The sequence below is a fragment of the Paraburkholderia sp. GAS348 genome, from assembly GCF_050434205.1.
In the GTDB taxonomy this organism is placed as follows: domain Bacteria; phylum Pseudomonadota; class Gammaproteobacteria; order Burkholderiales; family Burkholderiaceae; genus Paraburkholderia.
In genome coordinates, this window is the sequence record NZ_JBNPVT010000008.1 from 20,858 (window position 1) to 35,366 (window position 14,509).

10 protein-coding genes and 1 pseudogene are annotated in these 14,509 nt (G+C 59.6%); 5 read left to right on the plus strand and 6 right to left on the minus strand.

From position 1 onward, the window contains the following. Positions 1-76 precede the first annotated feature (76 nt). Positions 77-583: a hypothetical protein gene (locus tag P3T22_RS15710; protein WP_429325418.1), complete on the plus strand. Its 507-nt coding sequence runs from the start codon at positions 77-79 to the stop codon at positions 581-583. Positions 584-612: 29 nt separating this feature from the next. Here P3T22_RS15710 and P3T22_RS15715 read toward each other — a convergent pair whose 3' ends face one another. Continuing rightward, positions 613-825, minus strand: coding sequence for a hypothetical protein (locus P3T22_RS15715; RefSeq protein ID WP_429325419.1), 213 nt, complete (start codon positions 823-825; stop codon positions 613-615). 173 nt (positions 826-998) lie between these two features. After that, on the minus strand, positions 999-2,816 hold the full coding sequence (locus P3T22_RS15720; protein WP_429325420.1) for a recombinase family protein: 1,818 nt from the start codon (positions 2,814-2,816) through the stop codon (positions 999-1,001). 383 nt (positions 2,817-3,199) lie between these two features. Here P3T22_RS15720 and P3T22_RS15725 point away from each other — a divergent pair, with 383 nt between their 5' ends. The 3 genes and pseudogenes from P3T22_RS15725 to P3T22_RS15735 form a co-directional block, all read left to right on the plus strand. Continuing rightward, entirely contained in the window at positions 3,200-3,688 is a 489-nt protein-coding gene (locus P3T22_RS15725) for a hypothetical protein (protein WP_429325421.1), read from the plus strand. Between the two features lie 226 nt (positions 3,689-3,914). Continuing rightward, the gene (locus P3T22_RS15730) at positions 3,915-4,574 is read left to right on the plus strand and encodes a hypothetical protein (protein WP_429325422.1); all 660 of its coding nucleotides are present in this window, start codon (positions 3,915-3,917) and stop codon (positions 4,572-4,574) included. 74 nt (positions 4,575-4,648) lie between these two features. After that, positions 4,649-5,515, plus strand: a pseudogene (locus P3T22_RS15735) (YifB family Mg chelatase-like AAA ATPase); the annotation flags it as partial. A gap of 163 nt (positions 5,516-5,678) precedes the next feature. On the opposite strand, the gene P3T22_RS15740 reads toward P3T22_RS15735, so the two are convergent. Beyond that, on the minus strand, positions 5,679-8,600 hold the full coding sequence (locus tag P3T22_RS15740) for an autotransporter outer membrane beta-barrel domain-containing protein (protein WP_429325423.1): 2,922 nt from the start codon (positions 8,598-8,600) through the stop codon (positions 5,679-5,681). A 1,031-nt stretch (positions 8,601-9,631) separates the two neighbouring features. Continuing rightward, positions 9,632-10,285 carry a hypothetical protein gene (locus tag P3T22_RS15745; protein ID WP_063494629.1) on the minus strand — a complete coding sequence of 218 codons (654 nt, stop codon included), beginning with the start codon at positions 10,283-10,285 and terminating at the stop codon, positions 9,632-9,634. Positions 10,286-10,480: 195 nt separating this feature from the next. Between P3T22_RS15745 and P3T22_RS15750 the strand changes: the two genes are divergently transcribed. Beyond that, positions 10,481-11,011: a TlpA disulfide reductase family protein gene (locus P3T22_RS15750; RefSeq protein WP_063494628.1), complete on the plus strand. Its 531-nt coding sequence runs from the start codon at positions 10,481-10,483 to the stop codon at positions 11,009-11,011. Between the two features lie 76 nt (positions 11,012-11,087). Here P3T22_RS15750 and P3T22_RS15755 read toward each other — a convergent pair whose 3' ends face one another. Together P3T22_RS15755 and P3T22_RS15760 are read right to left on the minus strand one after the other, a co-directional pair. Further along, positions 11,088-12,440: a sigma-54-dependent transcriptional regulator gene (locus P3T22_RS15755; protein WP_181448395.1), complete on the minus strand. Its 1,353-nt coding sequence runs from the start codon at positions 12,438-12,440 to the stop codon at positions 11,088-11,090. A 16-nt stretch (positions 12,441-12,456) separates the two neighbouring features. Then, on the minus strand, positions 12,457-14,457 hold the full coding sequence (locus P3T22_RS15760) for a sensor histidine kinase (protein WP_429325424.1): 2,001 nt from the start codon (positions 14,455-14,457) through the stop codon (positions 12,457-12,459). Positions 14,458-14,509: the final 52 nt, after the last annotated feature.

A 14,509-nucleotide genomic window follows, 5' to 3' on the forward strand; every position in this document is an offset into this window, starting at 1 on the left:
AACAAATTACTTAGAGTTTGCTTGACAAAAACTCTAAGCAAAATTAAAGTTGACTCACACTATCGCGGAGTGAGCCATGGAAACCGTTTCGCTGACGATCAGCGCCGAAACATTCGCGCGCCTGCAGACCTATGCGGTGCCGCTCGTCGACACCAACGACACTATCCTGAAGCGGCTGTGTGACCACTGGGATGCGTCGCCTCCGGCCAAGGAAGGCTTCCGGCGTCACGTCATCGACACTCCACTGGTTCCGCCCGAACCGACCTGCTTCAAGACATCCCGGGGGGTTGAACTGCCGATCCCGCTATCTCTGTACGCCGAATACGCTGGTAAACGGATCGACGTGACCGTCAGCAAGCACGGCTTCGAATATGACGGCAAGTACTTCAACGATCCGTCCTCGGTTGCGGTAGCCGTCAAGAAAGACTTGGGCGCAAGTGACACAACAGCATCTACCAACGGCTGGACATTCTGGATGTTAGGCGACCGAGCCGGAGTGCCGCAGAACCTCGACACTATCCGTGAGGCATGGCGCGCTGACCAAGGCCGCAAACGGAAGGCCCTCGTCAGTCGCTTGGCTTGAGCAAGTTATCGGTCAAACACCTCGGCCCGCTATTTGTTTCTCTCGGGCCGTCCAAACAGCCGGCCCGTCTGATCGCCGGGGCCAACTCGCCGACCATCCGATTCGTACGTGTTCTTCGACGGCGCGCTGTAGAAGCCGAGCCGCCGACGTTGCGAATCGTATGCGACAGTGCTTCCGTTGCTGGTCTTTTCTTCGAAGCCGATGATGCGGCCCATCCCGTTACGCACAGGTTTCGTCGCCATGAAATCTCCTCGTAGTGAAATTGCAAGGAAATTCTATCCAGCCTGCATGGGATGGGCGCGGAAATTTGCGGCCGAGGATGCGACGGTGATAACACTCAGCAAACAACAGTAAATACCAGAGGGCGCGTGTTGACACCACACAGGCAGGACGAACGTCAGGCGCGCTCTTGAGTTCAGCCATGGGCTCTCCGTGCAAACTCCGCCAGCTTCTCGACCATCGCGATGCCCTCAGCAGCATAAGCAGCCAGACCTAGCACGCCTTCTTCCGACTGGAGATGCAATAGCTCGGGATTTTCGAGGTTAGGCCGAATCATCCGGACTGCATCGCTTCGCGAGACCATTGTAAAAAATCGCTTGCTGACGTTCGGAGTGAGACGCAGGTTACTCACGATGTGCTCGTTCGCTTCATCGACGCTTGCGCCCTTTCCAACCAGATGTGCTCTCAGTCTTTCGACGAAGTATGGCTTCTCGATATACCCGCCGGGATACATTACGACTCGAACGATGAGCCGCTTGATATGCTGGCTCAACCGCGCTCGCACATCGTATAGCTCGTCACCTTCCAGTTCGCTGATCCGCTGTAGTAACTCGTCAATCGATGCGCGCACCGCCGTTACGTCAACCGTGGCATTCGCGCGGACATCATATTTCTGCCGTGTCTCTTCCAGTTCGGCACTGATCTTCGTCCGATCCTTCTCCAGTTGATCCATACGCGCCAGCAACTGCGGGAACTTAGCGCCCGATTCGATAGCTTCGAGAATGTTCGCCTGCTTCTGCTCGTTGTCAGTCATTGACGATTCGAGCACCGCAATGCGCGCGCTCAGTGCTGCAAGTTCCGACTTGACCGTATCGCGGGTCTGGAGGAATGCATCGAAGTCCAGCCCCTTGCAGTACGTGAGAACACTACGTTCGAATTGCGGATATTCCCACGGCACATAGTGGCAACCGTTTCCCGCTTTCGCTCGCGCGCAGACCAGCAACTTGGCGCGAGGCCCGCTGTGCCCTTTGTTCACATACACCATTGACCCATTGCAGTAACCGCAGCGAAGGAAGCCAGAGAACAGATTCGAGAAAGTCAGTCCCTTCCGTCCGGCACTATTCGTTCGGCGCGATTGCCGAGCCGTCTTCGCAAGAACAAACTCTTCGTCCGAGACGATTCGCGGAAAATAGCCGGGAGCCGGATCGCCCTCGGGAATACGCTTCCCGTTGACGAGCGTATGCGGCTGGAATTCGCCGAGCACGGCCCGGTTATCGAGAATCTTTTTGATGTACGACGCGTGCCACTGGTCGGCTGATCGTGTTCCCCACGTGAGCAAGCCTTGCTGGTTCAATCGCCGGGCGATGGTTTCTGAACCGATCCCGTCTTTCGACCACTCGAACATACGCTGAACAAGTTCGACGCGATCTGGTATCAGCGAATAGGCTGTCCTGTCGTCATCCAGTTTCAGCCACGCCGGAGCCATTTCGGTCAGTTTTGTATCGCCGATCCTGCCGCGCTTCGCCTTCCACGCCTCCTTCAATCGCCTACTTTTGGTTAGCGATTCTTCGTGCGCGCGAGACATAACGACAATCGAAACGATCAAGTCCGTGAATTGCTCGTTTATCTTTTCCTTGCTGTACTCCTTGCCGTCCGCCAAAGTCACGATGCGGATTCCGCTACCGATGATCGACATGAAAATCCCGAGCGCATCGGTGACATTTGCTCGGGAGAGCCGATCTAGCGACTCGACAAGTAAATACGATCCCGGTTCGACTGCACCCGACTTGACTGCGCTGAGAAACGCTCCGAGCTGGCCGCTTGTGATGTTCGACTTATCGAATGCCGATACGCCAAGGTCTCGATACGTCAGGTTTTCATCAAGGATCAGCCCATGGGCCTCGGCGTACTTCTGCGAGAGTTCAGTCTGCCTACGGGATGAGTCGCCCTTCTGTTGCTCGGGCGTCGAAAAGCGGATGTACGAATAAGCCTTCGGGGTCGGGATAGGAGGCACGGCACTGATAGCAGGAGCAGGGAGGGCTAATCTATCACAAGGCTATATGTCATAGCCACCCGGCTTGGCTTAATTGGCTGACTGGGTTTATTTGGCCCCATGTGCTCACGAAATAGCCCCGAGTAACCGTAGCGTCCAGCCACATTCCACTGACACCGACGGGATGGCTCATATCGCGGACGCGTCTCTCTGCTCTCGGTTAGCGTCGTTACCATCAGATGCGCGTGTGCATCCAATTCTTGCCTCTCGCAGGCGCGCTGAATCAGTCACTCATCTGCGGATAGTCGTCCACCATACAGGCCAATTATTACCAGTAGTTAATTTGCTATTGGCGCATAACTGCATTACTATCAGCTCATACCATTCAAATAGACAGGCGAACGATGAGCGAAAAAGACACGATGTTGGTGCTGACGAGCAAGAGCATCGACACGATGATCAACGAACGGGGATGCGGACACTGGCGGGCGAACGCACGGTCGATCACAAAATGTAAATACGTGGTTGCAACTCGAAACCAGCGTTCAAATTGGAAAGAAGGCGGTGAAGAGCACGGTGCGGCGTTCTTGATCGGCGAAATCAGCGGCGTGATTCCTGATGGTGATCGGTTCATCGTAACGATGACCCGTTTTGCACGGATCAACGTCCCCGGTGTCTGGACGAGTGGCGGGGCCAATCCGGTGCATTACGAACCATTCCACGCGCTCGGTATCGATATCAAAAAGGTGAAGTGGGAGCCTTGGCCGACAATCGGCGAATCGGCTCGCGATGAACAACGGGGGCGGTCACTGACCATCGCGGACGCCAAACGCGGCTTGGCCTTGACCTTTGGAGTGGAAGCCGATCAGGTCGAGATCACGATCAAAGGATAGCGTGACAGATAGCTTGATTTATTTAGGCGTGAGTCCTGTTTGAATGAGATCTGCTGTGAGCGGGTTAGCCGTCCGTAGCCGTTGGCATCCTTACCGCTATAAGCCGTAGCATTCAGCGTGGATTCTCAATCGATTAGCGTTCCATTCTTACAAGTAACGGGCGCGCTCAGACATAACGCCCTCGCGCCGTTTGGAATCTTCAAACACCTTATCCTAGGAAAAATCCGTGCCGCTTCGTGGACTCACAAATGAATTGTTTGACGTGTACAAACGAGTGCTTGATCAAGCAGAACTTGCTTCCGTGGTCGGTTTTGAGCGCCTTTTTAGAGAGCACCCGCCATCCGCAAATGCTGCGGGATACAAGTTCGTCAGAATCAGCTCTTCGGCGAGCTTCGCCGCCATCGGACGTACAAGCGGCTTATACATGATTGCCTCGGATTTTGTGCCGGACTTGAAGCGGAGGGAAGGATGTAGTCTACGGATAGACGACTTACCTGTAATCTACAGAGGTCAAGCTCACAACGTTGGCGAGCGCGTTCGAAGTCATCTCGACAATACGCGATACAAGGACCTGAAGAGAGAAAAGAAGCAGGACATCTGGACTCGGTGCCTTAAGCTTGATCGAAACCCCGGGAATGGCGGGATCGATTTCGACGCCGTACCTTACCGCGAACACCGCTGGGTAGTGCTCGTGCTGCCGTTGCAGAACAGCAGGACCGAGTTTCGCAATTACGCCGAGTGGGGATTCGACGAAGTTTTCGGCAGGCCGATTGCCTCCAACGAAAAATCCAGACACCCTAGCAAATCAGGCTTAGATGAGGCGCGGGAAAAGTTGGGGTACGCGACCCTGAATGGCACCACGGTCATACAGGGCGCTGCTGCGTAAAGTTTATCGACCCACGAGAGTCCAATTTTGCACGCGGTTAACATCGCTGACTGGGTTTAATTGGCCCTATGTCCTTGCTGGTCGGGCCGCCCGGCGCGGGCAAATCGATGCTCGCCGCTCGCCTGCCGGGCCTGCTCCCACCCATGACCGATGACGAAGCGCTCAGCTCGGCCGCGTTGCTGTCCGCCAGCCGGGCCGGCTTTACCCCCTCACAATGGCGGCAACGGCCGTTTCGCGCGCCGCATCATTCGTCGAGCGCTCCGGCGCTGGTCGGCGGGCGCAACCCGCCGCAACCCGGCGAGATCACGCTCGCGCATCTGGGTGTGCTGTTTCTGGACGAACTGCCGGAATTCGACCGCCATGTGCTCGAAACCCTGCGCGAGCCCCTCGAGGCCGGCCGCATCACTATCTCGCGCGCTGCCTTGCAAGCGGATTTTCCGGCCGCCTGCCAGCTGATCGCCGCGATGAACCCGTGTCCCTGCGGCTGGCGCGGCGACCCCAACGGCCGCTGCCGCTGCACGCCGGAAATCGCGGCGCGCTATCTGCGCAAGCTGTCCGGGCCACTGCTCGACCGGATCGACATCCAGATCGAGATTCCCGCGCTCACGCCGGCGGAGTTGTCGGCGCGTTCCACTGCCGCCGGTGAAACCAGCGCGTCGATCGCACTGCGGGTGAATGCCGCTCGCGAGCGGCAACTGGCCCGGCAAGGCAAAACCAATCGGGAACTGGGCGGACGGGAAGTGGACGAGGTCTGCCGCCCCGACGCAGCCGGTGAGGCTTTGCTGCGTCAGGCCGGCGAACGCTTCGGCTGGTCGGCGCGTGCTTACTACAGAGTCCTGAAGGTGGCGCGGACCATCGCCGATCTGGCCGGCACCGCCATGCCGAGTGCCGCGCAGATCGGTGAAGCCATTCAATATCGGCGCGTGATGACCCCGACTTGACACGACCGGGCAGTGTAAGGACGCTGCAGCCGTTCTGCCCGATCATCGTGAAACCGCGCCGCACGGAATCAACGGTGTGGGAGGGGGCCAGGTTCGCGAGATCGTGCTGCAGCTACGCACGTGGCGCAACCGCGAGGCCACGCCACGCCACGCCACGTGCATCTCACCACGAATATTTCACGCCGGCCATGCCCGTCAGTCGTTGATAACTGCTCCCGGCAAAACCCCACGCGACATTGCCCCAGGTCTGCCAGCGATGTGCAAACCTGTATTGCACGCCAGCTTTCAACTCGCCCGTGCTATTCGGCACACCATTGAGCGCGATTGATATATCGTCCACGACGATCGAGTTGCGCCGGTTGTTGTACCACCAGTTAGCCTCGAACGACGCCCGGATCATATTTCCGGCGCTGGTTCCAAAATCGCGGTAGAGACGCGCGCCCAGCCGGCTCGTCAAGCCGCCGGAACCGTTATCCCCGACCTGTGTGCCGTTGACCTCGGTATGCGTGCCCGCGCTGTAGTCCGCGTAGAGGATCTGGCCTTGCGGTTCGATCACCCAATCGCTGTTGAAGGGATTCATCGCGTAGCCGACTTCCAGGGAACCCGTCCAGCTGTGCGAGCTGTACCGTTCTCCGGGCAACAAATCGCCCTCCACCTGATTGTCGAAGTTGCCGTATTGGAGCCAGCTGTCCACGTAAGCGCCGAGCCGGGTCTTCTCGTCGGCAAACCAGCTCGCATAGCCACCGACTGCGTATCCGCTGACAGTGCCGTGCGCTGAGAACGGATTGCCGTCCGCGCTCGCGTCGGTGCGCATATTGCCGTAGGCCGCCATCAGACCGACATGCACGCGGTCGATGCTCTGCATCCCTGACCATTGCGCAATGTCACCACCGGCCTGCAGCACCTCGCCTTGTGTATTCACGCCGAGTTGACCGTCGGCGCCGTGACCGCGCAGGCCGGAGCCGGCCACGCGCACCCAACCGGCCCCCGTTGGAGCGCGTCCGGCTGCATCGTCACCCGTCTGATGCGGCGGATCGCCCAGACGGTCATGCAAGGTCTGAATGAACATAGTCTGCGCCGCATACTGGTTGCCGAGATATGCACCGACCTCGGGCCGCAGAAGCTTCGGCGGAACTGGCGTTGGCGTTGGCGTTGGCGTTGGCGTTGGCGTTGGCGTTGGCGTTGGCGTTGGCGTTGGTGTCGGTGTCGGCGTCGGTGTCGGTGTCTGCTCGGAGCGCAGATACCACTGACCACTGTTCGGATCGCCCACCCCGCCCTGGAAAAGCCGGTACTCGTACGGACCTCCTACCACCCGGCCGTCGAGCGTGAACGCCCCGCCAGCAGAACGGCTGGCATCCGCCACCTGCACGACCTGAATGCCGTCCGTCGGCGTGAACGCGCCCACGCCACCCACGCGCTGCACGCTCAGATGCGTGGCGCCTCCCGCACCGATGCTCGTCGCGTCCGCCACCAACATATCGCTCTGCGAACTCGCACCGCCTTCATTCAGCACGCTGTCGATCAGCAGCCGGCCGCCATTGGAAATATAGGTGCCCCCCGTCACGATCAGGCGGTCCCCGGCAACGCCGTTGGCCATCGTAATCGTGCCATGGTTGTCGAGATTGCCGGCAATCGTGAATACAGCGTCCGGGCCGTTGGCGAACGCCGGCAGCGCATTGCCGACGCCAATCAGACCCATGTTGAGTACAGACGTGCTCACCTTGCCGTAGCCACCGAATGAACCGGCCGCGTCGACAGTGACCTCCCCGCCGCCGGTGAGTTCGGCGCCAGGATGGGACGCGTCGCCAATCGCCAGGGTGCCGCTACTGATTGTGGTGCCCCCGGTATAGGTGTTGCTGTTATTCAGAATCAGCGTGCCGGAACCCGCTTGGGTAAGCCCGCCGTTTCCGCTGACAATATTGCCGTAAACCACCGTATCAGACCGGCTAAACCGCAACTGCCCGCCATTGCTGACCGACACATCGCCACTCACACTGCCGGAGGCTCCACCATTGCCAATCTGCAATGTGCCGCCGTTCGAAACGCTGGATCCGGCGCCAGTGCCGCCATTAGTAAGCTGGCCCGTGACAATCAATGTGCCATTTTGCACATTGAGTGCCGAGGTACTAGCTGCCGTAGTGCCCACCGTACCACCCAAGGTCCAGGTCCCGGTATCCAGAGCGGAGATTGTGGACAGCCCGCTAAAGCTATTATTGGCCGTACCATTGCCCTGCAGTGCCAAAGTATTGTTTTTGCCCGAACTGGTGATCGAACCATTCAGCACGCTTCCGGTTTGCAAAACTAACTGGTTGTTGCTGCCGCTCATACTGACAGCGGTACCGCCTGATCCGGTGATGGTGCCCGAGTTCGTGAGCAAGCCTCCTGAACTGCTGTTCATCTGCACGCCGGTGGTACCCGATATGCTGCCGCTATTGGTGATCGTTCCGTTACTCGTACCGCGCACGATCATGGCAGGACCCGAAATTGCGGTAATCAAGCCCGCGGAGTTAACCGTATAAGTCCCGTTATCGATCACCAGCCCCGCGCCGCCATCGTTGCCGATGATTCGCCCAGTGCTGCTCTGTGTGACTGAGCCCCCTGAGCCCAATCTGATGGCTGACGAAACGCCAGAAATATCGCCATCATTCACAATCGTCGTAGTCACTCTCCCTGATAAAATCCCGTAAAACAGTTCGCTATTGATGCTGGCGCCGCCATGATTGCGAATGGTTCCCCCGTTGATGAGCTGAACACCGTACGCCAAGACAAAATTCTCGCCGCTAATGCGGCCGTAGTTGTCTAGCTGAACACCGTTGGCGGTAGCGGCACCAAGCTGAACTCCGCCGCCAATCGCGCTGACAGAACCGTAATTGGTCAATTGCCAGTTCTTCGAGGCATCGCCAGATATGCCGACGTTGGTGCCGGTGTTATTGATAACGGTGGTGACCGGCGCCACGAAAACACTGGAAGAGGGGTCCAGTATTTGCAGAAAGACCGTGGCCGTTGAGCTATTGATTGTCGTGGCTGCGCAAATTTTTCCGGCCGGTAGCCACACTGCCAGCCAGGGCGAACTGAAGGTCAACATCCGGATAACGCCGCATATCAATGGATAGCGTAAGTGCGCATTGAGTGGTTTTGCGGCGTGAGGCGACCGACGCATACTAGCGACCTCGATATTGGTTAGCTGTGGCCTGGATCAGTGCGTGGCGCCGCCGAAAAACATCACGTTTGCCCTGCCTGAATCGCTTGCGGATACGCTTTGTCGCTGCAGTCAGATCAAAGTGGCCGTGCCTCCGTTTTGAAGGAGAGCCCGTCACCGTCAATTGATCGGCAGTCGCAAAAATCGGAAGAGCGGTCTGAATATTTTCGCAAGGTTTTCACTGCGATGTCCGATCAATTTAAAAGGGCAAGGAAATTCTGCCATTCAAAAATGCATAAAATGAGCACGGCTTCACGAAAATTTATCAGAAAATAAAGAAACCACAAAGACGCGAATTGCCGCCGGCGCGACCGCTCGTTACATGCATTAACAGTCAGTCAACCTAATAATGCATCTTGAATCGGATGGATTTGCGTTGAATGCCTCCGAATATATTTCCGCAAGCACTACCACCCCGCAACTAAAAGATCAGTTCGGCCCTACAGAAACAGACTTTGCCGTTCCTGATTCCCTTTCCTGCGGATGTGCGCACGGGAAGATCCAATAGCAAGGCCACCGGTGCGGCGTCATCGTTGAGCGCTGACGAAATCTGGCCACTCCGCATCGTCTGCGCGCCGCCGAACTGGCAAAAAATGCGTGTCAAGACTTGACTTATGCACACGTACGCGTTCCAGAGAGATTTTGAAACATCTGAAAGGCACACGGAAGCCCGCATCTAAAAGGCATTGATTCGATTGGTTTTTTTCGCCTGCCCGGAGCGGACTCCACCTGACAGAATGCCCACGGGATGGGCATCTTCGGTAAAAACCGCGAAGTTCTCAACAGAGTTATCCACAGCACCTGCGAGTAATCAGGAAACTTCAACGTAAACCGAGAATTAGCATGCAATGCTGCGAAGGAACTTTCACTGTGCACTGCGATCTGGCGGCACGCCGAATCCGCCAAAGCGCCCCCTTTCAATACAGTTGGAACGACGAAAAAAACTGGTCGACCTGTTCCTGCTGGAGGGGCTTGGAAGCAATGATGGCCGCCTGATACACATGCCGGCCACGCGCGACCAGACGCGCATAGACGGTTCGCGTTTCGTGTTTCGAACCGGCCTCACCGGTCAGCTTCATTTCCAGCCCCATCACCCGACCGCCGGCGGCGAGCGGGATTTGCACCGCATGAGCGTCCGGTGCGGCGCCCACATTGCGGGCGAGGCCGGTGCGCAGGAATTCGAGCGCGGCGCGCTGCGTCTGCGGATCGTCGTTCGGCAGCATCACCGTGCCGACCGCGAACACCGCGTCGCCGGCTTCGGCTGTCTGCATCGCCATCTGCATCGGTGTGCCGTCGATCTGGACCGCGCGCTGATCGTTGTCCGGCTTGGCCGGCAGGTCGACCGTGTAGCCGTCGTCGTTGTTCATGATGGTGCGCCAGTCGAAGGTCGGCGAACACGCCGTCAATGCGCCGCCCAATGCCAGCGCGCAAGCCATCGTGCCGAGTACTGCGCGCGCACGCGGCAAGCGAAAAGCGGCGCCGGCCAGGGCGAAACTTGGGGAACGGCTGACAGGACGGCCAAACGGGATTATCGAAATCCGGGCGAGGAAGCGAAAAACGGTTCGAAGCATGGGACAGAAGATTGGGCTGACAGGAACGTAAAGTCCTATTATCCCCTCCCCGGCCACCTGCTGCCGCGCGGCCGGAATGGGGCTACAATAGCGACGCTTGGCAGCACCGGATTTAATAGTCGCAAAGCAAGACCAAACGCAGCCCATACCAACGCACTGTCCCGCGCGCTCCGCGCGACTCTCGAGGTTCCGTTCATGAGTTCCACCCCGTCCACCGCCGCACGGCGCGCGAATCCGATTCGCACCATCATCATCGCCGTCGTGGCCATCGCGATTGCGATTGCTGGCTATTTCGCGTTCGCCGGGCAGCAGCGCGTGCCCGATGCGACCTTCACGTTGCTGTCAGGCCAGAAAGTCTCGACCGCCGACCTGAAAGGCAAGGTCTACCTGATCAACTTCTGGGCGACCAGCTGCGACACCTGCATGAAGGAAATGCCGCAGATGGTCCAGACCTATAACCGCTTCAAGGGCAAAGGGCTCGAATTCGTCGCCGTCGCAATGAACTACGACGCGCCGATGTACGTGACCAATTACACAGAAACCCGCCAGTTGCCGTTCAAGGTTGCGATGGACGACGGCTCGGTCGCCAAGCAGTTCGGCAACGTCCAGCTCACGCCGACCACCTTCCTGGTCGACAAGGACGGCAAGATTCTGAAGCGCTACGTGGGCGAGCCGCAATTCGCGGAACTCGACCAGTTGCTGGAAAAAGCGCTGAACGCGGTCTGATTGCCACGGAAAGCCTGAAGCAAAGCACCCTGATTCAAACGCCGGCGTCGCACCTCGCCGCCGGCGCTTCAAATCCTCACCGCTCCCCTTCCCCTTTGGCCGCAAGGCCATATCGCTTGATCTTCTCGTAGAGCGTCGCCTTTCCAAGCTGCAGCTTGTCCGCCGCGACCGCGACGACACCGCCGGCCTGCTCCAACGCCTCCGCGATCACCGCCCGCTCGAACTGCTCGACACGTTCCTTCAACGGTTGCGTCGCTAAGCCGTCGTCGGCGAAAGACATGACCGGATCGTCGGCCACGCCGAGCACGAAGCGGTCGGCGGCATTGCGCAGTTCGCGCACATTCCCCGGCCATTCCCGCTGCATCAGGCTGGCACGCTGCCGGTCCGTGAGAATCGGCGCAGGGCGTTGATAACGCACCGCCGCATCCAGCAGGAAGTGCTCGAACAATGGCACGATGTCCTCGCGACGCTCGCCCAACGGCGGCAGCGCGATCGTCACCACGTTCAGCCGGTATAGCAAGTCGCGACGGAACGAGCCGTCCGCGACATGCTCGGCCATGTCGCCCTTTGCGGCGGCCACCACTCGGCAATTCACGCGAATCGGCTGATTCGAGCCGAGCCGCTCCAGCACGCCGTCCTGCAACACACGCAGCAGCTTGACCTGCAACGCGAGCGGCATGCTCTCGATTTCGTCGAGGAACAGCGTGCCGCCCGAAGCATGTTCGAGCTTGCCGATGCGGCGTTTTGCCGCGCCGGTGAATGCGCCGGGCTCGTAGCCGAACATTTCCGACTCGAACATCGGCTCCGGTAGCGCGCCGCAGTTCACCGCGATAAACGGTTTGTCACGCCGCGGCGACAGTTCATGCAGACTGCGCGCGATCAATTCCTTGCCCGCGCCGGTGTCGCCGTTGATCAGCACCGACGCGTCGGTCGGCGCGATATTCGCGATCAGCCGCCGCACCTGCTCGATCGCCGGGCTACGGCCAATGATGCGTGGCGCCACCGTATTCTGGCCGGCCAGCTCACGGCGCAGCGCGAGGTTCTCCAGCACCAGCTTGCGGCGCTCCAGCGCGCGTCGCACGGTTTCGATCAGACGCTCCGATGCGAACGGCTTTTCGATAAAGTCATACGCGCCGTCACGCATGGCCTGCACGGCCATCGAAATATCGCCATGACCGGTGACCAGAATCACCGGCACATCGGGCGCGCGCTCGTGGCACTGCGCGAGCAGTTCGAGACCGCTTGCGCCAGGCAAGCGAATATCGCTGACGATCACGCCTGAGAAATCCGCGCTAATCATCTTCGCTGCGGATTCCGCCGACGCATGGCCGATCACGTCGAAACCCGCCAGTTGCAAACTCTGCACGCTGGCGCGCCGCACTAGCTCGTCGTCTTCGATGTACAGCACTTGCAAGCCGTCGTTCAGCATGTTGTTCTCGTCTGATTCAGGAACCCGTGGTGAGCGGATCCGATGTGTGACTCGTCTGCACGCGCGCGCGGCGCAGCGTCAATACGAATAATGCACCGCCGTCCGGCGCGTTGCGCGCCACCAATGTGCCGCCGCAATCGCGCGCAATCGACGACGAAATCGCAAGGCCGAGCCCCAACCCTTGGCCCATTTCCTTCGTCGTAAAGAACGGTTCGAACAGGCGCGGCAGCACGTCGTCGGGAATGCCTGGGCCGTTGTCGCGCACTGCGAACGACACACTCGACTCAGCGGCTTCGATCTCGATCGAAATGCGCGGCGGCGTCATCCCCGCCGTTGCGTCGAGCGCGTTGCCGAGCAGATTGATCAGCACCTGTTCAAGCCGAAGCTCGTCGCAATTGGCGACCAGATCGGGGGGATCGTCGGCGAGATTCAGAAGCCCGCGCGCGCCGGTGTCGGCATCGAGCAAAGCGAACTCGACTTCGACGCCTTGCAGGCGCTTTTGCAGCAGCGCGATCACATTGCGCAACGCTCGCATGATCGGCGCACGCGCGCTGCGCGGCCGCGCGCGGCCGACGAAGAGCTTCAACTGATTGGTGATCTTGCCCATGCGCTCGGTGAGCGCCGCGATCGCTTCGAGATTCTCGCGCGCCGAGGCCTGGTCGCCGCGTTCGAGCAGCACGCGTGTGTTGTCCGAAAAGCCGCGCAACGCCGCGAGCGGCTGATTCAATTCATGCGTAATGCCGGCCGCCATCTGACCGAGTGCGGCGAGTTTGCTCGCCTGGATCAGCTCATCGTGCGCGGCGCGCAGTTCCTGTTCGGCGCGCGTTCGCTCGGCGACTTCCTTCTGCAACTGTTCATTCGCCTGCGAGAGATCTGCGGTGCGCTCGGCCACTCGCTGGTTCAGTTCCGCGTAGGCCTTTTGCAGCAGCGAACGGCTGCGCATCACTTCACGCACCCGGGCGCGGCGCATTCTCCAGTAGAACGCGAGCAGCACCACCGACACGTATCCGAAGCCGGTAACAATGGTCGCATTGCGCGCGTCGGCATCGACCGGACTAACGGGCGACATCGTAATCAGATGCCAGTCCGGCTCGCCCATGCCGCGCCGCGACGCAAGATAGCGCGTTGCATAGCGGCCACCGCCGATACGCACGATCTGCGCGTCGCCTTCGAGGGTGCGCTCGATCGTCACCGGCAGCGGCGCGATCGGCTGTTGTGCGTACTGGCGCGCCTGATAGATCGAATCGGCGACCTGTCCCGACAACGGCTGGATCGTGTGATATTTCCACGCCGGCATCGACGACAGAAAAATTACGCCGTGGTCGTCGGCGACAACCAGGGGCTCGGACGCATCCGCGCCCTGAAACCATTCAAGATCGAGTTTGACGACCGCCACGCCGACGATCTTGCCGTCCCGCCGCACCGGCTGCGAGACGTAGTAACCCGGCGCCTGCGAAATCGTGCCGATACCGAAGAAGCGGCCCACGCCCCCCTTCACCGCATCGAGAAAATACGGCCGGAATTGATAGCCCGCACCGATGAAGCTGCCCGGTCCGCGCCAGTTGCTCGCGGCGACACAATAGCCGTCGACCGGAATAATGTAAGTGACCGTTGCCCGCGCATGGCGGTTGAGGTCGTCGAGATAGAGATTGGCGTGCTCGACGTTAGCTGGACTGGGATTGACCAGCACGTCCTGCACGATAGGATGTTCGCCCAGCAGATAAGGCAGCGATTCGTAGCGCTCGAGTGTGCTTTTCAGCGCGCTCGTCGTGCGATCGACCCGCACCGCGGCGTTGCGCCGCAAATTGTCGATGCCGCTCTGCCAGGCGATGCTGTACGTGAACCCGCACGCCGCCACGAGCCCGGCGACGAGCGCGAAGAGGATCAGCAGGCGGCGCGTCACGTTGGCAATTCCCGATCGGTGAGGATCGGATATTGTGGCATAAGGCGGCGCGCCGTCGGCGCGAGCTGCGTCGGCCGACAGCGTGGGGGCACGGCGCGCGGCTGCCGTTTTCATACGCGGGTATCCGCTGCCGTGATCGGATTGCTGGTGGGTGTCGTAGCCGGTA